Source organism: Streptomyces kaniharaensis (assembly GCF_009569385.1).
GTDB lineage: Bacteria > Actinomycetota > Actinomycetes > Streptomycetales > Streptomycetaceae > Kitasatospora > Kitasatospora kaniharaensis.
In genome coordinates, this window is sequence record NZ_WBOF01000006.1 from 99598 (window position 1) to 124911 (window position 25314).

Annotated in this window: 21 protein-coding genes; 11 read left to right on the forward strand and 10 right to left on the reverse strand. The window is 74.1% G+C overall.

All coding sequences use genetic code 11. The features are described from left to right. Positions 1-13: 13 nt before the first annotated feature. Positions 14-2449: a cytochrome P450 gene (locus F7Q99_RS37595; RefSeq protein ID WP_153471214.1), complete on the reverse strand. Its 2436-nt coding sequence runs from the start codon at positions 2447-2449 to the stop codon at positions 14-16. A 343-nt stretch (positions 2450-2792) separates the two neighbouring features. Here F7Q99_RS37595 and F7Q99_RS37600 point away from each other — a divergent pair, with 343 nt between their 5' ends. The 5 genes from F7Q99_RS37600 to galE all read left to right on the forward strand — a co-directional run bounded on the left by F7Q99_RS37600 (position 2793) and on the right by galE (position 8568). Continuing rightward, positions 2793-3575 carry a sigma 54 modulation/S30EA ribosomal C-terminal domain-containing protein gene (locus F7Q99_RS37600; protein ID WP_153471217.1) on the forward strand — a complete coding sequence of 261 codons (783 nt, stop codon included), beginning with the start codon at positions 2793-2795 and terminating at the stop codon, positions 3573-3575. Between the two features lie 54 nt (positions 3576-3629). Continuing rightward, entirely contained in the window at positions 3630-4055 is a 426-nt protein-coding gene (locus tag F7Q99_RS37605) for a hypothetical protein (protein ID WP_153471220.1), read from the forward strand. A gap of 451 nt (positions 4056-4506) precedes the next feature. Beyond that, the gene (locus tag F7Q99_RS37610) at positions 4507-6672 is read left to right on the forward strand and encodes an RICIN domain-containing protein (protein ID WP_153471223.1); all 2166 of its coding nucleotides are present in this window, start codon (positions 4507-4509) and stop codon (positions 6670-6672) included. Between the two features lie 101 nt (positions 6673-6773). Beyond that, positions 6774-7457 (forward strand): hypothetical protein, encoded by a 684-nt coding sequence (locus F7Q99_RS37615; RefSeq protein WP_153471226.1) that lies wholly within the window; start codon positions 6774-6776, stop codon positions 7455-7457. A 94-nt stretch (positions 7458-7551) separates the two neighbouring features. Then, the gene (gene galE, locus F7Q99_RS37620) at positions 7552-8568 is read left to right on the forward strand and encodes a UDP-glucose 4-epimerase GalE (RefSeq protein WP_153471229.1); all 1017 of its coding nucleotides are present in this window, start codon (positions 7552-7554) and stop codon (positions 8566-8568) included. Between the two features lie 67 nt (positions 8569-8635). Here galE and F7Q99_RS37625 read toward each other — a convergent pair whose 3' ends face one another. Continuing rightward, positions 8636-9505 carry a lytic transglycosylase domain-containing protein gene (locus F7Q99_RS37625; RefSeq protein WP_407697916.1) on the reverse strand — a complete coding sequence of 290 codons (870 nt, stop codon included), beginning with the start codon at positions 9503-9505 and terminating at the stop codon, positions 8636-8638. Between the two features lie 259 nt (positions 9506-9764). Here F7Q99_RS37625 and F7Q99_RS37630 point away from each other — a divergent pair, with 259 nt between their 5' ends. Beyond that, complete coding sequence (locus F7Q99_RS37630; protein ID WP_153471232.1) at positions 9765-10355, forward strand: DUF6542 domain-containing protein; 591 nt, start codon at positions 9765-9767, stop codon at positions 10353-10355. 99 nt (positions 10356-10454) lie between these two features. Continuing rightward, complete coding sequence (locus tag F7Q99_RS37635; RefSeq protein WP_230211303.1) at positions 10455-12059, forward strand: LCP family protein; 1605 nt, start codon at positions 10455-10457, stop codon at positions 12057-12059. A 110-nt stretch (positions 12060-12169) separates the two neighbouring features. On the opposite strand, the gene F7Q99_RS37640 is transcribed toward F7Q99_RS37635, so the two are convergent. Next, a complete protein-coding gene (locus F7Q99_RS37640) occupies positions 12170-13510 on the reverse strand; it encodes a DUF6777 domain-containing protein (RefSeq protein ID WP_153471235.1) in 1341 nt (446 codons plus the stop codon). 174 nt (positions 13511-13684) lie between these two features. Here F7Q99_RS37640 and F7Q99_RS37645 point away from each other — a divergent pair, with 174 nt between their 5' ends. Further along, positions 13685-15037, forward strand: coding sequence for a streptophobe family protein (locus tag F7Q99_RS37645; protein WP_153471238.1), 1353 nt, complete (start codon positions 13685-13687; stop codon positions 15035-15037). A 21-nt stretch (positions 15038-15058) separates the two neighbouring features. Here F7Q99_RS37645 and F7Q99_RS37650 read toward each other — a convergent pair whose 3' ends face one another. The 5 genes from F7Q99_RS37650 to F7Q99_RS37670 form a co-directional block, all read right to left on the reverse strand. Next, positions 15059-15433, reverse strand: a complete 375-nt coding sequence (locus tag F7Q99_RS37650) for a DUF1304 domain-containing protein (RefSeq protein WP_153471241.1) — start codon at positions 15431-15433, stop codon at positions 15059-15061. Positions 15434-15479: 46 nt separating this feature from the next. Further along, positions 15480-16466 carry a serine/threonine-protein kinase gene (locus F7Q99_RS37655; protein ID WP_153471477.1) on the reverse strand — a complete coding sequence of 329 codons (987 nt, stop codon included), beginning with the start codon at positions 16464-16466 and terminating at the stop codon, positions 15480-15482. Positions 16467-16507: 41 nt separating this feature from the next. Further along, positions 16508-17062 carry an SH3 domain-containing protein gene (locus tag F7Q99_RS37660; RefSeq protein ID WP_153471244.1) on the reverse strand — a complete coding sequence of 185 codons (555 nt, stop codon included), beginning with the start codon at positions 17060-17062 and terminating at the stop codon, positions 16508-16510. Between the two features lie 138 nt (positions 17063-17200). After that, on the reverse strand, positions 17201-19567 hold the full coding sequence (locus F7Q99_RS37665) for an ABC transporter ATP-binding protein/permease (protein WP_153471247.1): 2367 nt from the start codon (positions 19565-19567) through the stop codon (positions 17201-17203). Positions 19568-19772: 205 nt separating this feature from the next. Further along, entirely contained in the window at positions 19773-20357 is a 585-nt protein-coding gene (locus tag F7Q99_RS37670; RefSeq protein ID WP_153471250.1) for an RNA polymerase sigma factor, read from the reverse strand. A 310-nt stretch (positions 20358-20667) separates the two neighbouring features. Between F7Q99_RS37670 and F7Q99_RS37675 the strand changes: the two genes are divergently transcribed. From F7Q99_RS37675 to F7Q99_RS37685, 3 genes are read left to right on the forward strand one after another with little or no spacing between them, the layout of a single operon-like run. Beyond that, on the forward strand, positions 20668-21582 hold the full coding sequence (locus tag F7Q99_RS37675; protein WP_195911413.1) for a DMT family transporter: 915 nt from the start codon (positions 20668-20670) through the stop codon (positions 21580-21582). Positions 21583-21637: 55 nt separating this feature from the next. Continuing rightward, the gene (locus F7Q99_RS37680) at positions 21638-22426 is read left to right on the forward strand and encodes an SDR family NAD(P)-dependent oxidoreductase (RefSeq protein WP_153471255.1); all 789 of its coding nucleotides are present in this window, start codon (positions 21638-21640) and stop codon (positions 22424-22426) included. Next, positions 22423-23175 (forward strand): polysaccharide deacetylase family protein, encoded by a 753-nt coding sequence (locus tag F7Q99_RS37685; protein ID WP_326847548.1) that lies wholly within the window; start codon positions 22423-22425, stop codon positions 23173-23175. The genes F7Q99_RS37680 and F7Q99_RS37685 overlap by 4 nt, the downstream gene beginning before the upstream one ends. Positions 23176-23248: 73 nt before the next feature. Here F7Q99_RS37685 and F7Q99_RS37690 read toward each other — a convergent pair whose 3' ends face one another. Then, complete coding sequence (locus tag F7Q99_RS37690) at positions 23249-24361, reverse strand: MGDG synthase family glycosyltransferase (RefSeq protein ID WP_153471258.1); 1113 nt, start codon at positions 24359-24361, stop codon at positions 23249-23251. Continuing rightward, a complete protein-coding gene (locus F7Q99_RS37695) occupies positions 24358-25293 on the reverse strand; it encodes an NAD-dependent epimerase/dehydratase family protein (RefSeq protein ID WP_326847549.1) in 936 nt (311 codons plus the stop codon). The genes F7Q99_RS37690 and F7Q99_RS37695 overlap by 4 nt, the downstream gene beginning before the upstream one ends. Positions 25294-25314: the final 21 nt, after the last annotated feature.

The following is a 25314-nucleotide window of genomic DNA, read 5'->3' on the forward strand; positions in this document are numbered from 1 at the left end:
GGGTGCCCGCGCGCTACCGGTAGCGTTCGCTGGTACTGGTCCAGGCCTGGACGCCGTCGACCAGTTCCCGGGTGCCGTCGAGGTACCACCGGCCGGCCGGGTGGCGGCCGAGCAGGTCGCGGCGGAGCGCCTCGCTCTCCGTGCACAGCTGCGCGATCCGGGCCCGGACCGCCTCGGCGGCCCGGCTGCGGGTGCAGCCGCTCGCGTGTTCCAGGGCGAGCACGGTGTTGAACGCGGCGGTGCCCTGGCGTTCCTCGCGGTCCAGCGAGTACAGGTCGTTGATCAGGGTGGCGGCGTCGGCGGTGTGGGCGCGCAGGCGGCGCAGGTCGGGGTCGGCGTGCAGTGCGGCGGGCGCGTCGGCACCGTGGACGCGTTCCAGTATGTTCATGAACGGGTAGAGGCAGCTGCCGTGGCGGCGCAGCAGCATCGTTTCGGCAAGGCCGAGGTGAGGGACGGTGCCGTGGGCGCGGTGCTGCGCCTCGGCGGGGAAGGTGGACAGGCAGGCCTGCCACTCGCGGGCGGCCCGGGCTCGCCAGGCGGGGGACGCGGCGGCGGTCTGGCGGTCCCACAGTTCACGCCAGGCCGTGGTGAGTTGGTCCTCGCCGGCGCTCGGCGCGGTTCCGTCCACGACGGCGATCAGCGGCTCCACGACGGCCCGGGCCTCGGCGGGGAGGCACCCGGGCGAGCCGTCGAAGCGGTCGTCGAGGATGGTGTACCAGCCGAGCATGTCCACCAGCAGGTCGAGGTCGGCGCCCCGGGTGCGGGGGAAGGCGCGGCCGATCAACTCGGGCAGGGCGTAGGCCTGGTAGCGGGGCAGCTCGGGCCGGGTGAGCAGACCGTGGCCGACCGCCCACTCGGCGTGCCGGACGGCGGTCGTGGCCAGGTCGCTCTGCGGGCGCGGGAGTCGGGGCGCGGAGACCGGACCCGTCTCACGCGCCCGTGGCCGGTGATCCTCGCGCGGGGCCAGCCGGACTTGCAGGCCCTGTGCCTGGACGGTCGTCCACACCACCTCGCGCGCCCGCGCCCCGGGGACGGCCACCGGCCGCCAGCGGCGCAGGATCGCCGCCGCCGCGACGGTCAGCTCGGCCCAGGCGAACGCCTCGCCGATGCACTTGTGCTTGCCCGCCCCGAACGGCAGGAAGGACTGCCGCCCGGCGCCGCCGTCCTGCCACCGCTCGGGGCAAAAGCGCAGCGGGTCGGGGTAGCGCACCGGGTCGCGGTGCAGCGCGGTGAGGCTGTAGAGCAGCTCGGTGCCGGCGGGGATCCGGTAGGGGCCGAGCTCGACCGGCACCTGGGCGGTGCGCATCAGGAAGGCGTTGGGCGCGTGCAGCCGCACCACCTCCCGCGTGACGCTGTGGGTGTAGCGGAGCCGGGCCAGGGCCTCCGGGGTCGGGACGGTGCCGGCGGGCAGGTGCTCGTCGAGTTCGGCGAGCATGCGGGCCTCGACCTGCGGGTGGCGCAGGAGTTCGTCGATGAGCCAGGTGAGCGTGGTGGAGACGGTCTCGGTGCCGGCGCCGAACATGGTGATCGCCTCGGACCGGACGTCCGCCTCGGTGAGCGGGCGGCCGGTGGCCGGGTCGGTGGCGGCACGCAGCAGGGCGGGCAGCGTGCCGACCGGAGCGTCCTGCCCCGCGTACCCGTCGACGGCCCGGTCGACGGCCCGGTCGACGGCCTGGTCGACGACGTCGTTGAGCACCCGGACGGCGGCGTCGAACCGGCGGTTGACCGGCAGCGGCAGCCGGGCCAGCGCCGGGTGCGGATAGAGGGACTGGACGATCTGGCCCTTCACCAGGTCCGGCAGCGCCCGGTGGAAGGCGAGCGCGGCCTCCTCGCCGAGCCGGGCGCCGAAGAGCGAACGGGTGACGATCTCCAGCGCGAGGTGGTTCATCTCCCTGGCCACGTCGAGGAGCCGGCCCGGCTGCCAGCGTGCGGCCCGTTCCTCGGTGACCTGGTGCATGACGGCCAGGTACCCGGCCATCCGGTCCGGGCCGAAGGCGGGCTGGATCACCCGGCGGCGGTCGCGGTGGGCCTGGCCCTCGGACATCAGCAGGCCGTCGCCGAAGGCCGTCCTGAGGGTGTCCTGGACGGCTCCGCGCGGACAGTCGTAGGCGCGTGCGACGAGCAGGGTGTGGACGAGCGAGGCGTCGGTGACGACGCAGACGGTCCGCGGTCCGAGGCGGACGCGGACCACGCCGCCGTGGCGGGCTAGCGAGCCGAGGAAGCCGAGCGGGTCGCGCAGCAGGGCCACGGCGTGGCCGAGGCCGGGGAGCGCGCCGGGGGCGAGCGGGGGGACGGCCGCGGCGGCTGCGGGTGGGGCGTTCCTCGGGCAGGCGGTGGGTTGAGCGGTGCCGTCCGGTCGCGCGGTCTCGGGCGGTTGCGCGCTGTCGGGCGTTTGCGGGGACACGGGCGGACTCGGGGGCGCGGCCGTCGCCAGCGTCTCGGTCGTCATGACAACTACCTCTCACAGATGGGCCGGTGCGGCGGTACCGCGGGATGCGCCGCCGCGCCGGCCGGTACGTGGGGGACCGGTTAGCGCGGAACCCCACATGCGCCCTTCCCAGAGGGCGCACGCCATGGGCAACGCGCCGGTTGGACGAGCGTTGCGCCGCGCGCGGGTGGATCACCCGAACGGCCGATCGACGGCCCTCGTCCGCCCGACCGCGCCACGGGCCCCGTCCACTGACCCGACGTGCGGGAACGCGGAGTCAAGGGTCTGCCGGAAGCAGGGTCTTTCGGCCCTCGCCGCTGGGCGCCGGGAGGTCCAGCATGGTCCCGGAGAAGGAGGTTCCCTGATGACCCGTCTGCGCCACCGGCCCGCCCTCGACGTGCGCGTGGAGATCCGCGGCGAGCTACCGCACGAGGACGCCGAGTACGTTCGGGCTCAGGCGCTCGATCTGGTCGCCGGGCTCGGCCCCGGCACGCGCTCCGCCCGGGTCCGGCTCACCCGGGTTCGCGACCGGGCGGTCACCCGGCCCGCCCTGGCACAGGCCGTCGCGGAGCTGGACGGCGCCGGGCCGGTCCGGGTGCAGCTCGCCGCCGTCACCGCCCGCGAGGCCGTCGACCTGGTGCTCGGCACCCTGGCCGGGCGGGCCGCCAGGCTGCTGGAGCAGGGCGACATCGGCTTCGCCGCCGTCCACGAGAGCGCCTACCGCCCGCAGTACACCGTTCGCCCGCTCGCCGAACGGCGGATCGCCCGGTGCAAACCGGTCGTCCTCGGCCGCCGCACGACCGAGCAGGCCGCGCGCGAGATGCTGGCGCTGGACTTCGGGTTCCACCTCTTCGCCGACACCGACACCGGCCAGGACAGCCTGATCCACCGCTACCCGCCGGGCGGCGGCCTCGGCCTGCTGCGGGCGGTCCGGGCGGTCGGCCCCTGCGGTGCCGCCACCCTCCCGATCAGCGAGCACCCCGATCCGGCCCACCGCCTCGACCTTGCCGAGGCGGCCCGGCAGCTCTGGCTCACCGGAGGACCGTTCGTCTTCCACACCGACCCTGCCGACGGCCGCGGTCGGGTGCTGTACCGCCGCTACGACGGCCACTACGGCCTGATCACGCCGGTGGCGGACGGCGGCTGAGGGCAGGAAACCCGACGACACCGGTCCGACGCCACGAGACGGGAACCGCGACCCATGGACTGCGACGACGAAGTGATGCTGACCGTCCGGATCAGCGCCGCCGAGCGGGCACTGCTGCGCACCCTGGCGCGCGGCCACGGCGGTGACGTCTCCGACGTGGCGGTGGACGGCCTGCTGGACGTCATCCCCGCCCTGTACGGCGAGGCCGCCACGCTCCGGCTGCGCCGCGTCCTGGCCCGGCCCGCGCCCTGCGCCGTGACGCTGTGGCTGCCCGCGCCGGTCGCCGACCTGCTGCCGCTGCTGGGGGCGCAGGTGTCCGGAGCCGGCGGCCCGGCGACCGGCCCGGCGAGCGCCGCGCTGTCCGCGGCCCTGCGCCTCTGGCTCGCGGGGGACCAGGCCGCGCTGGCCGCCGCGCTGGCCCGGCTGCACCAGGGCCGCGGCGCCCGCCCGGTGGCTCGCCCGGCGCTGGCCGCGGCCTGACGGTCCGTCCGCTCCTGGCATGTTCGGGGCGGGAAATCGCCTGGTCAGAGTACTGTTCAGGGCCGCTCGGCAGGTCTAGCATTCCGGTCACGGCCGCCGGGTTCCACGCCCCTCGGACCCCGGCCGGGGTGGCCGCTGCCACCCCCTGCCGGGGAGCGCATACCCCCCGAATGCGCTCCCCGGCTTCGTCGTTTCCGGAGTCGTTCCAGCGCGCCCGGGTGGCCGCTGCCGGTCCGTCACGAAGGCTCCGGCGCGAACCCGGAAAAATTCCGAAAGAAGTTTCTGTTATTCACTCACGTCCCATCCGCTCTCCTGAGTGTCGGAAGGCCCAGGCGCTGTCACCACAGGGCGCGGGCCGTCGCACGAGGAAAGGAACGCGATGGGACACCGGAGCACGGAACGCCGTCGGCGGAGGCGGAGTCGGTTCACCCGCAGGACGACGCTGGTCGCCGTGGCGGTGGCGGCCGGGCTGGTCGCGGGCGCGCTCGGCATCAAGACGGCGCTCGACCCGGCGGCGAGCCACACCAGTGTCACGGCCGCGGCGAACGGTTCGGTGGACGGTGTGGGCGTGGTCGCCGACGACGGCAGCGGTTCGGGCGAGACCGGGACCGCCGAGGGCGGCAGCAAGCCGGCCGCCCCGAAGCGGGACGAGAAGGCGACTCCGATCAAGGAGATACCCAAGGACCAGCCCGACCGCGGGATGGTCTACGCCGGTCTGAACCTGCCGAGCAACGACCGCTGCGCCGGCTCGCTGGAGGTGTCCGGCGTCTCGCTGTGCAGCCACGGCCCGGACGCGCCGCCCAAGGACGTGGACATCCACAAGGACATCCCGCCGGTGTCCGCCGCGGCCGCCCCGGCCCCCGTGCTCACCCCCGCCGCGAACGCCCAGCCCCCGGCCGCCGCCGACCTGGTGAAGGGTGCGGCGCCCGTCATCGACGCCGGGCAGAAGGCGCTGCTCGCCGACGCCGCGGGCGCCCCGCAGCAGAACACGGCCGGTGCCGCGCCCGCCGGATCGTCCGTCGTCTGTGAGGGCGACGGCAGCAGCGGCAACCGCGTCCAGGTGGTGTACGTGCACACCCCGGGCAACGACCGCTACGCCCAGTACCTGGCCTCGTTCAAGAAGTGGGCGGCCGACGTCGACGTCATCTACAACGAGAGCGCCAAGGAGACGGGCGGCGCCCGGCACGTCCGGTTCGTCACCGAACCCGACTGCAGCGTCTCGGTGCTGAACGTGCAGGTCTCCGACTCCGAGATCGCGGAGTTCAGCGCGAGCAACAGCGCGCTGGCCGCGCAGGGGTTCAACCGCAAGGACCGCAAGTACATGATGTTCACCGATGCCAAGGTGTACTGCGGCATCGGCACCTTCGCCGGTGACGAGCGCCCCGGCCAGGACAACATCAGCAACTTCGGCCCCTCGTACGGCCGGACCGACTCCGGCTGCTGGAGCGGCTCCACCGCCGCGCACGAACTCGGCCACAACCTCGGCGCGGTGAACAACAGCGCGCCCAACTCCAGCAAGGCCGGCCACTGCGTCGACGAGTGGGACCTCATGTGCTACTCGGACGCGCCGTACTACCCGCAGATGAAGACCGTCTGCCCCGACCGTTCGCACGACGACCGGCTCGACTGCAACCACGACGACTACTACAACACCAACCCGGCACCCGGCAGCTACCTGACCACGCACTGGAACGTCGCCAACAACCGCTTCCTGATCGCGGGCAACGGCCCGAACCCGAACCCGACCCCCACCCCGACGTCCACGCCGACGTCCACGAAGAGCCCCACCTCCACCCCGACGCCGAGCACGAGCCCGACCTCGACCCCCTCGCCCACCCACACGCCGTCGCCGACCCCGACGCCGACCGGCAGCCCCACCGCCACCCCGACCGGGTCCCCGTCGCCGACCGCGACCCCGACCTCCGGGACCACCGGTCCTGACGTGACGGTCAGCCAGGTGACGCAGAACTCGGCCATGCTGAGCTGGCCGGCCACCCCGGCCGCCGCCGGCTACGACGTCCTGCTGAACGGCCAGAGCGTCGGCACCGTCCACGCGACCGTGGTCGGCCTGGTCCGCCTCGCGCCCGGCACGTCCTACAGCGTGGCCGTCGCCGCCCGTGACAACGCCGGCAAGGTCTCCAAGCCCGGCCGCACCGTCACCTTCAAGACCGCCGCCGACGGCGGCCGCCCGCAGCCCGGCACCCACTACACCATGGTGAACGGCCTCACCGGCCAGGCCGCCGACCTGTGGGGCAGCTCGATGAACAACGGCACCGTCGCGATCGCCTACCAGCGCACCGGCTACGCCAACCAGAAGTGGGTGTTCGACGACGCGGGTGACGGCACCGTCCGGATCAAGTCCGTCCGCTCCGACAAGTGCCTGCAGCTGGGCGGCGATCCGGTCGCCGGCCAGTACGTCGCGCAGCAGCCGTGCTCCGGCGCCGCCACCCAGAAGTGGCAGCTGACCGCCAACGGCGGCGGGTACAGTCTCACCGCGGCCGGCACCTCGCTGGTGCTCGGGGTCAGCGACCGCTGGTACTACGGTGGTTGGCTGCTGGAGCTCCAGCAGTCGAACAACCAGCCGTACCAGAACTGGACGCTGCAGAAGACCTCCTGATTCCCCCCTCGGGGCCGGGTGCGGTCGCCACCACTCAGGCGGCGACCGCACCCGGCCCCACCGGCATTCCCGCACCCACCCACCCCCCGGAGGTTCACGCCATGCGTACCCGCCCCCTCCTCGCCTCCGTCGCGCTCGCCGCGGCGGCCGTCCTGCCCGCCGCCGCACCGGCCGCCGCCCACGGGGACACCGTCCACCTGGAGATCTCGGGCGCGCAGAACGGTCACGTCACCACCGTCGCCACCTTCGAGAACGACCGTGATCCGGTCACCAAGGAGTTCGCCGGCACGCTCTCCGCGACCTCCGCCGACGGGCGCACGGTCGGACCGTGGCCGATGGTCGCCGTCCCCGAGCACCCCGGGACGTACACCACCCGCGAGACCCTGCCCGCCGGGCACTGGCGGATCACCGTCGACTGCGCGTTCCCCTCCCTCGGGCACGGCGAGCGCGAACTCGACGTCGATGCGGCGGTCATCTCCGACCCCACGTCCGCCATGCCCTCCGTCACGGCGACTCCCGTCGGGCCTCCCATCGTCACTCCCACCGTTACTCCCACCGGGAGTTCCACGGCGGGGCCCGCGGTCCCTCCGAGCGCCACGCCCACCGGCGCCTCACCGACCGTCAGGAGCACCACCCCCGCCTCCTCCTCCGCACCCGACGCAACCCAGGAGGCCGCCCACGAGACGACCTCCGACGCGACCACCTGGGCCGCCGTCGGCACCGCCGCCGCGGCCGTGCTCCTCGTCGTCGCCGGCTTCTGGCTCCGCCGCCGCAACCGTCGTTGACCGCGGGACGGTGGAACCATCGGCTGCGAACCACCGTCCCTGCTCTCGAAACCGGTCGCCACCAGGGGCCGGACGAGTGCAGGGAGCGTCGCGTATGAAGAAGGTCCTCATCACGGGCGGTGCGGGCTACATCGGCAGCACGGTGGCATCCACGCTGCTCGACGAGGGGGTCACCCCGGTCGTCCTGGACGACCTCTCCAAGGGCCGCGCCGAGTTCGTCGAGGACCGGATCTTCTACCAGGGCGACATCGCCGACGCCGCCCTCCTCGACCGGATCTTCGACGAACACCCGGACATCGACGCCACCCTGCACTGCGCCGCCCGGATCGTCGTCCCGGAATCCGTCTCCAAACCGCTGTACTACTACCGGGAGAACGTCGCCAAGACCATCGAGCTGCTGGACTCCCTCCAGCGCAACCGCTGCACCCGCGTGGTCTTCAGCAGCTCGGCCTCCATCTACGCCCCCACCCCCGACGGCCGCGTCGACGAGACCTGCCCGGTGGAGGCCAACAGCCCGTACGCGCGCACCAAGCAGATGATGGAGGAGATCCTCCGGGACTGGACGCGCGGCGAGGGCGCCGAGGAACAGCGCGCCATCGCCCTGCGGTACTTCAACCCGATCGGCGCCGACCCGCAGCTGCGCACCGGCCTCCAGGACCTCAATCCCAGCCACGCCCTCGGCAAGCTGATCGAGGCCCACGGCGACGGCACCCCGTTCACCGTCACCGGCGTCGACTGGGCGACCCGCGACGGCTCCGGCATCCGCGACTACATCCACGTCCAGGACGTCGCCGACGCCCACGTCGCGGCCCTCCTGCGCTTCGACGACGTGATCGCCCCGGCCGCCGCGGACCGCTACCGGATCGTCAACGTCGGTACGGGCGACGGCACCACCGTCCGCGAACTGGTCACCGCCTTCGAACAGGTCGTCGGCACCCGCCTCGACGTCCGCGAGGCCGGCCCCCGCCCCGGCGACGTGCTCGGCTGCTACGCCTCCGTCGACACCGCCCGCGAGCTCCTCGGCTGGGCCCCGCGCCGCACCATCGCCGAGGCCGTCGCCGACGCCCTCGCCTGGCGCGCCAAGTGGTCCGCCCACCTGGCCTCCGCCTGACCCGCACACCATCGAGGCCCGCACGTCCGGAGGGACGTGCGGGCCTCGTGGCGTCACCGGACGGGTGCTACTTCACCGCGGCGCCGGACTTCTGCCAGTTGTCGTGCAGGCGGTCGAGGTAGGACTGGGCCTGGGAGCCGGGTTTGGCGCCGCGGGCGAAGGCGAGCATGTTGCCGGCACCCGTGTTGTAGCCGAGGGCGAGGAGTTCGTCGCGGGTGAGGGTGGTGGCGGGCTTGGCAGGGAGCTGGTCCGCGAGGTCGCGCAGGTGCCAGGCGGCGGCCTGGACGGCGAGGTTGCGGTCGTCGGGGAGTTCCTCCCAGCGGCGGGAGGCGAAGTCGCGGCCCTGCTTGGTGTCGTCGAAGGCGGCGCGGTGCATGTTGGCGATGCCGAAGGAGGCGTCGGGTTTGCTGCGTTGCCAGGCCCGTTCGAGCTCGGGGTCGTGCGGCTTGTACGACTCGTTGTACAGGATCGCCATGAGCAACTGCGGGCTGATCCCGGCCTGGGCGGCGTGGTCGCGGACGGGCGCCGCGTAGTCGGCGGGGTCGTAGTGCCCGGACGGAGCCGACGGAGCCGACGGGGTCGCCGAGGTCGCCGGGGACGCCGGGGTCGCGGAGGCGGCGGACGCGGCCGCAGAGGGGGAGGCTGCGGAGGTCGCCGTACCCGAGTGGCCGCCGCCGCGAATCACGCCCCAGCCGGCCGCCGCGAGGAGGCCGACGGCGAGCCAGCGCCCCCAGCGCGGTCCGTTCCGTTCTTCGCTCACTGCTGGGGGTTCCTCCCTGTTCGCCCGGAACTTCGTTCGGTGCTCGTACTGGCGGACGTGCTCCGTCCTGCCGCCGATCATGCCGCCGACCGTGCCCGGACCTCGTCCGATCACGTCGCCGTGCTCGCGGGCGAGGCCGGTGGCCTTGCACGCGAGACTGCTCAGACTCTCCAACATGGTGACGCTCCGCGCCTCTGACGCGTTCCTGTTGGTGTGCCGACGTGGCGGGGATCATGGCCGTCCTGACGGCGGCTCACCGGGCGGTCCGCCGATGCCGAAGCGCGGCGGATGACTTTTGCCGGGGCGGGTTTGTATGCTCCAGCCCGTCTTCTACATCGCTGTAGAAGTCGGAAGCCGTCGCCAGGACGGTTCCCGTCCGGGTACCCGGAGCGGCGGCGCGCTCGCGCCGTCGCAGGGACGATCGAGGGAAGTGCGCATGGCCGGGCAGCGGGCGAGAACGCCGTACCAGGAGGCGGGCCCGCGCCCCGCCGAGCCCGCCGCCCCCGCCCAGCGGTCGTCCGCCGACGCGGGCGAGCCGGTCGCCGCGCGCGGGATGCGGGCCCGGCGGGTGGGTGCCGCCTCCCGGCGCAGGCAGCAGGCGCAGCGGCGCAGTGGCGTGCCGACGGTGCTGGCGGCGGTCGGCCTGCCGGTGCTCGGCGCCGTCGCGGACGAACTGGGCGGCCCGGGCGTCGGCCGGTACTTCGCGATCGCGGCCGTGCTGGGCACGGCGCTGGCCGCGGCGCTGTGCGGCCGGGCGGGCCGTTGGTGGGTGGTGACCGCCGCGCCGCTCGTGGTGCTGGTCACCGCGGCCGGGACCGAGTACCTGTGGAACGGTGACAAGTACCAGGGCAGGAAGCTCGGCACCGGCGCGCTGCGCTGGGTCGTGGGGGCGTTCCCGGTGATGGCGGCGGCGGTGGGGGCCGCGCTGCTGGTGGTCGTGGTCAAGGCCGTGCTCGATCGCCGCGGGCTGCCGGAGAGCCGGGCCGACCGCGGTGGCACCACCGACCGAAGGAGCCGTCGTGGCTGACCGCATGAGCGAGTTCGTCGTCGAGAAGCGCGGACGGGCGAGTGCCCTCGCCGCGTGCCGGGTGTACCCCAGGCCGGTGACCGGGGGAGAGGTGGTCGCATGAGGACCCGCGGGCGCGCCCCGCGCACCGGCCCCGACCCGCTGGCCGTCGCCGGCCGCACGATCGCCTGTGCCGTGTCGGTCGCCGTGCTCGGTGCCAGCGGCTTCACCTGGTACGAGTACCGCAGCCTCGACGACGGCATGACCAAGTCCGGCGCGCTGGGCGAGGCCAAGAAGAACGCCCCGCCGCACCTCGACAAGTCGGTGAACCTGCTCCTGATCGGCCTCGACAGCCGCAAGGACATGGACGGCAACGACCTGCCCAAGCAGTTCGTCGAGGACGAACTGCACGCCGGCTCCAGCGAGATCGGCGGGTACAACACCAACGCGCTGATCGTCCTGCACATCCCGGCCAACGGCGGCAAGGTGACCGCGCTGTCCGTCCCGCGCGACGACTACGTGCAGACCGTCGGCGCGGACGGCAGGATGCACAAGATCAAGGAGGCGTACGGGATCGCCAAGGAGACCGCCGAGCAGAAACTCTCGAGCAAGGGCCTTTCCAAGGCGGAGCTGGAGCGGCAGAGCCGCGAGGCCGGGCGCTCGGCCACCATCCAGACCGTGCAGAGCTTCCTCGGCATCCCGATCGACCACTTCGCGGAGGTGAACCTGATCGGCTTCTACGACATCGCCAAGGCGGTCGAGCCGATCCAGGTCTGCCTCAACCACCCGGTCGACGATCCGATCATCGCCCGCACGGCGAACCACGAGGGCGGCGGCACCGGTCTCAAGCTCCCCGCCGGGGTCAGCTCGCTCGACGCGGCCAAGGCGCTCTCGTTCGTCCGCCAGCGCCACCACCTCACCAACGGCGACCTCGACCGCACCCACCGCCAGCAGGCGTTCATCTCCTCGGTGGAGTACAAGCTCAAGCAGCAGGGCATCTTCAACGACCTCGGGCAGATGCAGAAGCTGTTCGGGGTGGTGAAGAAGGACGTCGTCATCGACGACGAGTGGAACATCCTCGACTTCGCCCAGCAGGCGCCCAACCTCACCGGCGGCAACGTCGAGTTCAACACCCTGCCGATCGCCGGGTTCAGGACCATCGGCGGGCAGGAGGTCAACACCGTCAACCCGGACCTGATCAAGAAGATCGTCCGGCAGCTGTTCAGCCGCGACCCGGCGCCCGTCCCGGCCGCACCCGCCGACGGCGGCGACTCCGCGGCCCCGTCGCCCAGTGCCTCGCCCGGTACGGCGGCGCCCACGCCGGCGAAGGACAAGGCGACCGTGGACGTGCTCGCCGTGGCGGCGGCCGGCCCCGGCGCGGCGGCCGACGAGTCCAAGGCGCTCACCGAACTCGGCTACCCCGCGGGCCGGGTGGGCGACGCGGCAGGCCGGGCGAAGAACACGACGGTGACGTACGGCAGCGGTGCCAGGGCCGACGCCCAGGCGATCGCCGCCCGCTACGGCGTCACCGCGACCCCCGCGTCCGGCCTGGCCGCCGGGCGGGTCGTGGTCACCCTCGGCAGCAGCCACGCCGGCACCCCCACCGCCACACCCTCGGCGACACCCTCCGCCTCCCCGACCGGCGACGCCGCCACCGACCCGGTCGCCAACCTGCCGATGCAGGGGCCGGCGGTCAAGGCGGGCGGCATTCCCTGCGTGGACTGAGCCCGCGGCGGACGGGCCGGTGCTCCGGCCCGAGGACACCGCCGCCCCGCCGTCCTGGGGCGCCTTGCTGCCACCGGCTGCAACGGCCGGTGGCAGCAAGGCGTGGAGTGTCAGGTCACGGTGGCGGTCGATGTGGTCGTGCACGGCGGCAGCGTGGACGGCGCGGTGGTCGCACAGGTCGCCGTCGGTGTCACCTTCGTGGCGGCGGACGACGTCACGGTTGCGGTGCTGGTGGTGGCCGTCGTCGTGGTGGGCGTGCCCGTGGACGAGGACGACGAGGCGGTCGAGGACGGTGGGCTCGACTTGGTCGCGGGGGAGGACGACGGCTTGCTCGAAGTACTCGTCGATCCCGAGGTCGTCGCCGACGTGGACCCGGAGCTCGTCGTGCCCGAGGTCGACGTCGAGGACGAGGCGGACGGCGTGCCCGGCATCATCGGCGCGGCCGGCGGTATCCCGGGCGCCAGCGGGCCCTTGGGTGGCTCGACCGTCCGGTCGACCACCTCGATCCGCCCGGTCAACCGGGCGAACCAGCCGCCCGTCTCGACGTTGACCAGGATGAGCTCGGTCACCGGCTGCGGCGCCGGCACCACGATGATCAGTGTGGACGGCTGGAAGCCGGTCCAGGCCTTCCCGGTGTACGTGGCGTTCGTCACCAGCGTCGGCGGCTTCAGCGGGTTGCCGCAGGAGCAGCGCACCCGGGGCACTCCCTGCGCGTCCACCAGCACGGCGGTGCCGGCCTGGAGCACGGACTGGTACTCGGTGACGGCGCCGCTCTTGTAGCCGTGGTTGGTCACCCGGGTGTCCACCCGCAGGTAGGCCGTGGTGAGCGAGTGCAGGTAGGCCGGGATCGCGGACTGGTCGATGCCCGCGGCGGAGGCCCAGGCTTTGCCGGCGGCGCCGGCGGAGACCATCGCGGTCAGCCGTGCGGTGTCGCAGGCGGGCTTGGACTTCGTCCCGGCGTAGAGCCCGCTGGACGACCCCTGAACGCTGTGCAGCGCCGGGGCCGAGGTGGTGGTGTGTTTGGGCTGCTGTGGCTGCGAGGTCGTCGGGGCGGCGCTCACCGCGGTGGTCTCCACCGACTGGGTGAACGGGTCCGGGCCGGGATCGGTGGGCGTCTGCAGGGCGACCTCGTTGGCGGCCGGCACCATCTCGTTGTGGCCGCCCTGACCGTTCACGATGAGCACGGTGGCCAGCACGGCCACCGCCACGGTGCCCGCGGCCAGCGCGATCCCGCGCCCCGAACGCCACCACGGCCGGTGCTGCGCACCGCCGGGGCCACCCGAGGGCGGGCCGCCCGGGCCGGACGGCGGGCCGGATGGGCCCGACGGTGGCGGGGGGACGGACGGCGGGCCGGACGCGCCACCGCCCGACGGGCGACCGGCCAGCGGGCCGGACGGGGGACCGTGGGGCGGCTCGCTCGGCGGGCCGGACGGGGGCGGTTGGGAACTCATCGAGGCTCCGTTTCACAGGCGGCCGGCGCGGACAGTCGGCCCGGGAAGCTCCTGCCACTGGCTTCATTTCTCCCCCGAGGCCCAGCCCGTCGCAACAGCAGGTGAGGGGAACGTCGCCGAGCGTGCCCGCCGGGTGTCGGTCACTCTGGAAACCGAACGACTCCGGGAGGCGACATGCAGCAGGCCAGAACCGGCCCGCCCGGCGCCGCGCGCGGCTGGCTGGACGCGCTCGCCGTGGTGGTGGCCGGGTTCGCCGCGATGGCGGTGGTGGCCGCGCTCGGCCTCTGGGCGGCCGGCGCCGACGACCTGCCGGACGGCGGCTTCCCGGCCGTCCTGGCCGCCACACTGGCGCTCGCCGTCGGCGGATCCGTCCAACTCGACGGCGGTGCCGGGCACTTCGCCCAGGTGGACGCCGGCATCACCGCGATGCCGCTGTCCGTCGGTCTGGTCGGCGCGGTGGTGATGGCCGAGGTGTTCCTCCGCCAGCTGCGCTTCCGGGCGGTGGCCGCCGGTGGCGAACTGCTCGGCCGGATCGGCCGCACGGTGGCGATCTGGCTGCTCGCCCTCGTGCTGCTCACCATCGGCGCCCGGCACACCTTCGAAGTCCCGCTCGGCAACGACCTCGTCCAGTCCATCGGCGGCGCGCTCGGCCTGACACCCGAGGTCGGTTTTCACGCGGACGGGCCCAGCACGATCGGGATCGGGCTGGCCTGGCTGCTGGCCGTGCTCGCGGGCACCTTCGCGGTGTCCCGCCGGGCGCCGCTGCCGGGCACCCTGGTGCCGTACCAGCAGGCCGTGCGCCCCGCCGCGTTCGCGCTCTGGCTGGTGCTGCTCGCCTGCGTGGCGATCGGCGTGGTGGCGGCCGTGCTGACCGCGCTCGTCCACGGCAACGCCCGGCACACGATGGCCGTCGTGCTGCTGGCGCTGCCCGACCTGGCCTGGCTGGCGTTCGGGGTCGGGCTCGGCGCCGAGTGGCACGGCCGGCTCACCGGGGCGGTCGGCCTGCCGGTGCCCAAGCCGCTGTCCGAGGTGCTGCGCGCCCCGGACGGGCAGCAGGCCACGGTGAGCCTCGGCACCCTCGCCGAGCACGACCCGCGCGCTTGGTGGCTGCTGCCGATCGCCGCCGTCCTGCTGCTCGCCGCCGGGTTCCTCGCCGCGTACCGCTCGCCGCGGACGGTCCCGCTCTGGCAGCACGCCGTCCGGCTCGCGCTCGCCGCCGCCGTGACCATCGCGCTGATCGGCGCGTGGACCCGGGTGAGCGCCGACTACGGGCTGTCCGTGCTCGGCGTCGGCGTCGACCAGGGCGGGCTCGGCGGCCTGCTCGGCGCCGTCCTCGGCGGTGCCAACCCGCTGGCCGGCCTCGGCAGCGGCAGCCTCACCCTGCGCCTGGACCTGTGGACGGCCGTGCCGCTGGCGGCCGGCTGGGGGCTGCTCGTGGGCGGGCTGGGCGCACTGCTCGCCGCCCGGGTCGGGCGCCGGGGCGAGGTGAGGACGGAGCCGCCGGCCGACATCCCGATGCGCCGGTGAGCGGATGGCCGCGGCGCGGACTCAGAACGCCCGGGCGATCAGCGCGACCGCCGGGGGCACCGCCTGCCCGAGGGCGCCGCGCCACAGCTTCGGTTCCGAGACGAAGAGCACGACCCCGCCGGCGATCATGAACGCGGCGATGTACGTGATCACGGCGCGCCCGGAGATCACGTGCCCGGTGTGCAGCAGAGTCAGGCCCGCTACCAGGCCCAGCGCCAGGAACAAGTTGTAGAACCCGACGTTGAAGCGCCACAGCCGGACCTCCGGCGCGTCCGCCGTGCTGCCGGTGAGCAGGAAGCGCACCCGTGGGTGCCCGTACAGGAAGCTCTCCAGCGGCCACACCACGAGGTGGATCGCGGCGGCGATCATCACGAAGACCTGGCTGACGGCGTTCATGGCGGGCGGCTCCCTTCGGACGGGTCGGACGGGCGGACGGCGGTCCTCACCGCGGCGGCGGGTGGACGACCGGCGCGGCCCAGGCGGGCGGCTCGGGTACGGGGGCCGGTGCGGCGGCGAAGGCCGGTGCCACCGGGACGACCTGGGTTGGCGGCCCGCCCTCGCTCCACGGTTCGGGCGCCGGGGCCCGGGCGGGCGCGACGGCGATGGCGGCGCGCAGCTCGGCGACGAACTGCAGGCAGGACGCGTACCGCTCCTGGGGCGCCTTGGCGAGCGCCTGGGCGACCACGGCCTCGACGGCGGGCGGCAGGTCGGGCCGGTGGCCGCGCAGCGCGGGCGGCGGGTCGTTCAGGTGTGCCCAGAGCAGTGCGAGGTCGCTCTCGCGGCGGAACGGCGGCGTACCGGCCAGCATCTCGAACACCACGCAGCCCAGGCTGTACTGGTCGCAGCGCCCGTCCAGCGGGTGGCCGGAGATCTGCTCGGGCGCCGCGTAGTCGAGCGTCCCGACGATCTGGCCGACGCTGGTCAGCCCGCTGAGCGACAGCGACTTCTTGGTGAGCCCGAAGTCCGCCAGGTACAGGTGCTCGGGGTGCTCGCTGTCGGTGCCGGCGGCCACCAGCACGTTGCCGGGCTTGACGTCCCGGTGGACCAGGCCGTGGTCGTGCGCGGCGTCCAGGGCGGAGGCGATCTGCAGGGCCAGCCGGGCGGCCCGCTCGACCGGGAAGGGGCCGCCCCGGTTGATCAGGGTGCGCAGGTCGCCGCCCTGGACGAAGCGCATGGCGATGAACAGGATGCCGTCGTGCTCCCCGGCCTCGAACACCGGGATGATGTGCGGGTGGTCGATCGCGGCGGCGGCCTCGGACTCGTGCATGAACCGCTGCCGGAACACCTCGTTGCGGGCCAGTTCGGGTGCCAGCAGCTTGACCGCGACGGTCCGGCCGAGCCGCAGGTCCTTCGCCCGGTAGACGACGGCCATGCCGCCGCGGCCGATCTCGCCCTCCAGCCGGTAGCCCGCGACCTTCCGCCCGACCATGCCGGAGGGCAGGCTGGGGGCGGGGCGCGGGTCTGACGGGATCACGGTTCACCCGTCCGGGTGGGGGCGTACGGGCTGTGCGCCGGTGTGGCCGAGGGGGCCGGCGACGCCCGGTCGGTGGCCGCGTAGGTCTGGAGCTGGAGCCCGTCGCAGTAGCACCAGCGGTCGTGCACCGGGTCGAACACCCAGAGCGCCTCGCCGTCGACGACCAGGCCGACCCGCAGACCGCGGGCTTGGTCCCGGAAGGACTCCAGGTCCAGGGCGCCCGTCGCGAGGCTCTCCAGCATCGACCGGTACTGGGCCAGCACGCCCTCGACGTCGGCGAGGGCCGGGCGCGGGTCGGCGGTGCGAGCGGGCGGGGCGCCGGCGGCGGGCGGGACGTCCGGGAGGGCGATCAGCAGGCGGCCGTCCACCCAGGCGGTCCAGCCGTTGGAGCAGAGGACCTGCGCCCAGTCGCCCTGGCGGGCGATGAGCCGCACCGGGAGCAGGGCGTCCAGCCGGACGGAGGGCCGGGCCGGGTCCGGCGCCGCCCAGGTGGCCATCCCGACCGCCGGGGCGACGTGGGTGGGGCGGAACGCGAACTCGAACTCGTCCATGGGCGGCTACATTTCCTCCGCCGCGCGAGCCGGAGCCGGGGGCGCGGCTGCGTGCGGCACTCGCACCACAGGTCGGTTTCCACTCTACCGGCGGGGGCCGGGCCCTTCCCGGCTTCGCCGCCGCGCGTGACGGCGGTGCTACCTGCGCATGATGGCGGGCTCGTGCCGCCGCAGCAGGGCCAGCACGATCAGCCCGTACGCCAGCGAGAGCACGGGCAGCACGGCCATGCCGAACAGCCATCCGGGCCGTTCGTGGCGGAACAACGGATCCGCCGTGAGGGCGGTCGGGAAGGACAGGTTGCGCAGGTCGACCGTGCGGGCCATCGCCGACAGGCCCCAGCGGGAGGGCACCAGCCAGGCGACCTGCTCCAGGCCGGGCACGCCGTGCAGCTTGAGCATCAGGCCGCTGAAGACGATCTGGACCACCGAGAGGAGCACCAGCAGCGGCATGGTGGCCTCCTCCTTGTCCACCAGCGCCGAGACCACCAGCCCGAGCATCATCGCCGAGAACGCGAGCAGCCCCACCGCGATGATCAGCTCGGGGAGCTGCGGCATCACGATGCCGCTCGTCACCGGCGGCGGGGCGCCGGGCGGCACCTTGGGGGAGATCTTCACCCCGGCCAGGCCGACGACGGTGAGCAGTGCGGCCTGACCGACCGTGATCGCGCCGAGCACCACCACCTTGGAGATCAGGTACGCCGAGCGGGACAGCCCGACCACCCGTTCCCGCTGGTAGATCGCCCGCTCCTTGACGAGCTCGCGGACCGAGTTGGCCGAGCCGGTGAGCAGGCCGCCGATGCAGAGCGTGAGGAGGACGTTGATGGCGTTGTCCTGGGAGACCCGCGAGCCGGCGATCACCCGGCACATCAGGCCGATGACGAACGGCAGCACCAGCATGACGGTGAGGAACAGCCGGTCGGCGGCGAGCACCGAGGTGTACCGGCGGACCAGCGTGCCCAGTTGGGAGAGCCAGCTCTGCGGCTTCTCGGGCCCGATGGACGGGGTCGCCGGCCGCGGCGTGGTCACCGACGGCACCGCCCCGGCCGCCACGTACCGCTGGTACTGCGGTGAGGCCCGGAACCGCTGCTGCCAGGCCTCGTGGTCCTCGCTCTCGAATGCCTCGAAGGCCTCCGGCCACTCCTCGAAGCCGAAGAACGACAGCGCCTCGCCCGGCGGCCCGTAGTAGGCGGTCCGGCCGCCGGGGGCGAGCACCAGCAGGCGGTCGCACACGCTCAGGCTCAGCACGCTGTGGGTGACCACGACGACCGTGCGGCCGTCGTCGGCCAGCCCGCGCAGCATGTGCATCACCGAGCGCTCCATGCCCGGGTCCAGGCCGGAGGTCGGTTCGTCGAGGAAGAGCAGCGAGGGCTTGGTCAGCAGCTCCAGGGCGACGCTGACCCGCTTGCGCTGGCCGCCGGAGAGGCTGGCGATCACCTGCTCGGCCCGGTTGTCCAGGCCCAGTTCGTGGATCACCTCGGCCACCCTGGCCTCCCGCTCGTGCGCGGCGGTGTCCCCGGGGAAGCGTAATTCGGCGGCGTAGGCGAGGGCGCGGCGGACGGTGAGCTGGGTGTGCAGGGTGTCGTCCTGCGGCACCAGGCCGATCCGGCGGCGCAGTTCGGCGTAGTCCCGGTAGAGGTCGCGCCCGTCGTAGAGCACCGTGCCCTCGTCGGCGGGGCGCAGCCCGGTGAGCGCGTTGAGGAGGGTGGACTTGCCCGCGCCGCTCGGGCCGGCCACCGCGAGCAGCGCCTTCTCGGCGAGCGGGAAGCCGACGCCGTCCAGCAGCACCCGGTGGTCCGGGCCGACCCGGACGACCAGGTTCTGCACGTCGAGCGAGATCTCGCCGGTGTCGGTGTACTCGACGAGCTGGCCGTCGGCGAGGCAGAGTGCGGAGTGGCCGATGCCGATGATGTCGGCGGGGCCGACCGGTGCCCGCTGCACCGGGCGGCCGTTGAGGTAGGTGCCGTTGTGGCTTTCCAGGTCGACGATCTCGTGGCCGCCGCCGGGCAGTTCGCGCAGTTCGGCGTGGTACCGGGAGACGACCAGGTCGTCCAGGACGAGGTCGTTGTCGTGCGAGCGGCCGATCCGTACCGTGTGGGCGGGCAGCTGGATCACGGCGCTGGGGCTGCGGAAGGTGCCGGAGCTCTGCGGGGCGATCAGGGACGGGCGTTCGCCGGGTGTGGGCGGCGGCACGCCGGCGAAGGTCGCGGACGGGCCGTCGGCCGGGTTGCCAAAGCGCAGCCGGGTGCCGGGGCCGACGTCCTCGCTGCTGATCCGGCGGCCCTCGTCGTAGGTGCCGTTGGTGCTGCCGACGTCCTCCACCAGCCAGTGGTCGCCGATCGTGTGGAGGACCGCGTGGTGCCAGGAGACCCGGGGGTCGTCCAGGACGATCTCGCTGGTCGGGTCGCGGCCGACGTGGTAGGACCGGCCCGGGTCGATCAGCTGCGAGTCGGTGTCGGTGACCAGCACGAGGGGCGGCGCGATGGCAGCGCCCGAGCGCTCTCCCATGCTCGGCAGTCTATCGCCGGGGGCGTGGAGCGGCCTGTTGCGAGGGCGGGATTGGACTGGACCACTTGACCGGTGCGGTACTGCCGTCCGGCCTGCCCGCACACCACCCCAGCCGACCACGCGGGTGGGGGTGTGTGGAACACCGCGCGCCCCCTGTCAGCCGCATGCGCCCCGTCCGTCGGCGGGTGCGGCTCCTGCCGGAGGCTTACTGGTCGCCCCCTCGGTCGGGCAGTTCGCGCACCCCGAGCCGCCGGGCCAGCCGCTCCCGGGCGTGGCGCAGGTTGGAGTGCACCGTCGCCACCGGCCGGTCCAGGTACGCCCCGATCACCTTGACGTGCAGGCCGAGCAGATAGCGCAGGATGACCACGTCCCGCTGGCGGTCCGGCAGTTCGAGGATCGCCGCGTACAGCCGCACCTCGTCCGCCTCGTTGTGCAGCAGCCCGTTCGCCACCTGCTTGAACGCCCCGATCACCGCCGCGAAGGTGACCGCCTCGACCACCACCGGCTCCTCGCCCGCCACGAAGTCGGCGACGTGCCGGTTCGCCAGCCGCCAGGCGTAGGCGGCCGGTTCCTCGAACCGCAGCACCTGCGGCCAGCACCGCGCCAGGTCCTCCTTGACCGCCTTCACTACCAGCGCGACGTCGGCACGGTTGCCTATCCGGGTGAGCGCGAGCGCGTGCCAGGCGGGTTCGTGCGTCTCGCAGAACGCCGAATACGCCAGCTCCATCCGGACGTTGGCGGCCTCGCCCGGCACCGCGACGGAACCGCGGGCACCCTTGTCGATCGTCATCGAGCCTGCTTTCCGTGGCACCGGCTGCTCGCCGGGCCACCCGAGGGTCGGGCTGTGTGCGCCCATCCTCATTCCATCAGCCCTGTCACTCCAGGCTGCAAACCGAATACAGATTGTCATCTCATGGGATTGAGGGGCTGGTTCGGGGGAGTTGGCCTTGATCGGCGGGTGCTGCGGCCCGCTATCGGTCACGGCGCGCGACGCCGAGCGGGCGATGAGCCGATGGGCCCAGCCCCGGGCGGACCGTGCGCGGGCGCCTCCCCGGGCACAGACTGGTGGTGGATCGATGCTGCCCCGAGGCTGGAGAGGCATGCTGCTCGGACTCACCACGGCGCTGGTCGCGACCGTGTGCTTCGGCGTCGCGGCGGTGTTCCAGGCGCGTGGCGCCAGGTCGGCGCCGCGGGCGAACCGGGTGCGGGCGCGGTTGCTGGCGGCGCTGGTGCGGTCGTGGCAGTTCGTGCTCGGCACCCTGCTGGACATCGTCGGGTTCGCGCTGAGCATCGTCGCGCTGCGCAGCCTCCCCCTCTTCCTGGTGCAGGCCGTCACCAACGCCAGCCTCGCCGTGACCGCCCTGGCCGCCGTCTGGCTAATGGGCGCCCGGCTGCGCCGGAGCGACGTGGCCGGGATCGTCGCGGTCGTCGTCGGCCTGACGCTGCTGGCGCTCGGCTCGGGCAAGGAGGGTCAGGACTCCGCCGCGAGCGCGTTCCATTGGGCGCTGCTCGCGACCACCGTCGTCATGCTGCTGCTCACCCTCGTGCTCGTCCGCCGGAGCTGGAATGCCGCGGCGGCGGGCCTGGGCCTTCTCGCGGGGGTGGGGTTCGGGGTCACCAGCCTCGCCGTACGGGTACTGGACGTGCAGAGCCTTGCGCACCTGCTCGCCGACCCGGCCACCTATGCGCTCGTCCTCGGCGGCCTCGGCGGCTATCTCGCGTACGCCCTGGCGTTGCAGCGCGGCACCGTGACCGCCGCTACCGCCGCCGGGACGGTCATGGAAACCTTCGGCCCGGCGCTGGTCGGGGTGACGGTGCTCGGGGACGCCGCCCGCCCGGGCTTCGAGTGGTGTGCGCTGACGGGCTTCGCGGTGGCCGTCGGCGGCACGTTCCTGCTGTCCCGGTTCGGTGAGCTGGAGGGGGAGTCGGCGGAGGCGGTGGTCGCCGGGGCGGGTGGCGAGGCGGAGCCGCCGTCCCGCCCCGGTAGCCCGGACGACGCCGCCGTGCGAAGGTGACTTGCCGGACAAAACGGACGGCAGTTACGTGGCACGGCAGAGCGGCAGGTGCGCGATGGCGGAGGAAGCCCACCGACGACCCCGAAGCGAGGGGCCGTCAGAACGCCCCGTCGCGCTCATCACCGGCGCGTCCTCCGGCATCGGCCGGGCCACTGCGGCCCGCCTCGCCGGCGCCGGCTGGGAGGTGCTGCTGTCCGGCACCGACCGCACCCGGTTGGACGAGCTGGCCGCCCGCACCGGCGGCCGCGCCCTGCCCGAGGACCTGAGCAAGCCGGACGGCCCGGCCCGCCTCGCCGAGGCCGCCCTCGCGGCCGCCGGCCGGGTGGACGCCCTGGTGGCGAGCGCGGGCCTGGGCTGGCGCGGCCCGTACGCGGACACGCCCTCCGACATCCTGGACCGGATGATCGAGGTGAACCTCGCGGCCCCGCTGCGGCTGGTCCGCCTCCTCCTGCCCGGCATGCTGGAGCGCCGCCACGGGCGGATCGTGCTGCTGGGCTCGATCGCCGGCCAGGTGGGCGTGCGCGACGAGTCGGGCTACGCGGCCACCAAGGGCGGGCTGGCGATGTTCGCGGAAAGCCTCTGGTACGAGCTGCGCGGCACCGGCGTGGGGGTGCGGCTGGTGCTGCCGGGGCCGGTGGACACGCCGTTCTTCGACCGCCGCGGCACCCCGTACCAGCGCGAGCGACCCCGCCCGGTGTCGGCGGAGCGCGTCGCGGAGACCGTCGTGGCGACGATCCACACGGAGCGCGACCGCCTGTTCGTGCCGCAGTGGCTGGGCGTCCCGGCGCGGATCCACGGCGCGGCGCCGGGCGTGTTCCGGCGCATGGCGTCCCGCTTCGGGTGAACCGGACGGGCCCGCTGCTGCTGGTCGCCGGCGCCGAGTTCCTGCACCTGGCGCCGGCTGCCGTCCGCCTCCCGGTGCTGCGTCGCACGGTGGCACGCCGGACCGCGGGCCACGGCACCGACCCGGGCCACGTCGCCCTGACCTTCGACGACGGGCCGGACCCGCGCAGCACCCCGTACGTCCTCGACGCGCTGGACGAACTCGGCGCCCGCGCCACCTTCTTCCTGCTCGGCGCGATGCTGGAGCGCGCCCCCGCCCTCGGCCGGGAGCTGGTCGCCCGCGGGCACGAGGTGGCCGTGCACGGCTGGCACCACCGGCGGCAGTGGTACCCGGCACCGGTCCGCGACCTGCGCGAACTGCGCCGTGCCACCGAGGCGGTGGCCGAGCTGTGCGGGGCCCGCCCGCTCTGGTACCGGCCGCCCTACGGGGTGCTGACGGCCGGCCCGGCGCTGGCCGCCCGCCGCCTCGGCCTGCGCCCGGTGCTCTGGACCGCCTGGGGCCGGGACTGGACGGCTGACGCCACCGGCGACTCCGTCTTCTCCACGGCCCGCCCCGGCCTGACCGGCGGCGCGACCCTCCTCCTCCACGACTCCGACTGCACCTCGGCCCCGGGCTCCTGGCGCGCCACCCTCGCCGCCCTCCCGCTCATCGCCGCCCACTGCCGCACCCGCGCCCTCACCCTCGGCCCCCTCCGCGACCACGCCGTCCCGGGGCCGGGCTTCCCGAATTCCGGTCGAGAATCCTCGTGAGGCCGTCCACGCTCACGCCCGTGGTGCCCGCGCCGTGAACTTCCGTGACCGGAGCAGCAGTTCTTCGCAGCTCCTACTCCAGTCCGACCCGTTCCAGCGCCTCGGTGAACCCCGTCTGCCAGGCCTGCGGGTTCGCGCCCACCGAGGGCGGCGGCTCGGGTCGGGTGAGCGCGGCGAGGGCGTTGCGGACCACCTCGGCGGGGCGGGCGGAGGTGACGTCGGCGTGGCCGAGTTCCAGTTCGTGCTGGAGGTTGTCCCGCCCGTGCCCCTGGACGACGTCGAGCAGCAGGAGCCGCCGCCCGAGCGCGCGGGCCTCGCTGCACGTGTCGCCGGAGCTGGTGACCACGAGGTCGGCAGCGGCCATCAGCACCGGGATCCGCTCGGTGTACCCGAACGGGTGCAGGCGCGGTTCCCGTTCCGCGGCCCGCCGCAGCCGCCGCTCCAGTTCGCTGTTGCGCCCGGCCACGGCGAGGACGTGCGGCCCGGCGGCCGCGAGCGTGGAGGCGGCGCGGGCGAGCGGCCCGAGGCCCCACGACCCGGACATCAGCAGCACGCACTCGGCGCCGGCCGGCACGCCCAGCTCGGCGCGGGCCTCGGCCCGGCCCGGCGGCCGGTAGAACGGCCGGCGCAGCGGCGCGGGCAGCACGGCGACGTCGGCCTCGGGGCGGTAGCGGCGCACGGCGCAGGCGGCGACCTCGGAGGTGACGACGAAGAGGTCGGTCCCCTCCTGCACCCACAGCCGGTGCGGCGTGACGTCGGTGCAGAACACGAGGTGCCGGAAGTCCCGCCGCGGCAGCCGGTTGACCGCCGACGTGGCGGTGGCGAACACCGACACCACGAGCTGCGGCCGCTGCTGCGCGACCAGCCTCCGCAGAGCCGGCACCAGTCGCGCGCGGGCCGCCGCCCCGGCGAGCAGCGCGATCCGGGCACCGGGCCGCAGGGCCGAGAAGTGGAAGGCGTCGTAGACCCCGGGCAGGTCGATCAGCCGCCGGAACACCGCCTCCCCGGCCGCGCCCGAGCGCTCTCCGAGCAGGGCCATCGCGTCGACGGTGTCGGTGGTCCAGCCGCGTGCCCGCAGGGTGTCCGCGCAGGCCTGGGCCATCACGTCGTGGCCCTGGCCGAGCGAGCCGGAGATCAGCAGGGCGTGCGGCACCGGCGGCTCCGGGCGCCCGGCGTCCGGGCTCATGAACCGGTGGCGGCCCGGTACCAGTCCGCGTACCGCCCCACGCCGTCGGCGAAGTTGGTGCGCGGCGACCAGCCGAGCAGCCGCTTCGCCTGTGCCGAGGAGATCCGCCGCCCCGCGTAGTCGGCCGTCCGCGCCTCGATGTGCTCGATGGTGACGGGCCCGAGCAACTCGTCCACGGTGTCGGCGATGTCGCGCACCGAGACGCCGGTCGAGCCCTCCAGGGCGAAGGTCTGGTCCTCGGCGGCGGGGGAGAGCGCCCGGACGTGGGCGTCGGCGAGGTCCTCGACGTAGACGAAGTTGCGGCTCTGCCGGCCGTCGCCCGCGATGGTGATCGGTCGCCCGGCCAGCGCTGCCTGCACGAACCGGGCGACGACCAGCTCGTCCCGCATCCGCGGCCCGTACGGGATGCCGTAGCGCAGGATGGTGAAGTGCTGGCCGTACAGCTCGCGGTAGCTGTGCACCAGCATCTCGGCGGCGAGCTTGGTGGCCACGTAGAGGTGTCCGCTGTGCTCCAGCTCGATCGGTACGTGCTCGTCCAGCTCCTGTTCCTCGCCGTCGAGCTGGTCCTCGGCGGTGAGGGCGGCGCCGTACACCCAGACGGTGCTCGCGAGCACCGTGCGGCTGAGACCGCTGCGCCGGGCGGCCTCCAGGACGGTCTCGGTGCCGTCGATGTTGACCCGCACGGCGCGCACCGGGTCGGCGAAGACCTGTTCGACGTCGGCCATCGCGGCGAGGTGGTAGACGACCTCGCGGCCGGCCAGCGCGGAGGTGAGGCCGGGCAGGTCGAGGACGTCGATCCGGGCGTGCTCGGCGTCCGGGTTCAGGTACTTGTCGGTGAGGTCGATCGAGAGGACGTCGTGTCCGGCCGCGACCAGCCGGTCCACGACGTGTGAGCCGATGAATCCGCATCCCCCGGTGATGGCAATCCGCACGTTCTCACTCCTTGTCGGGCG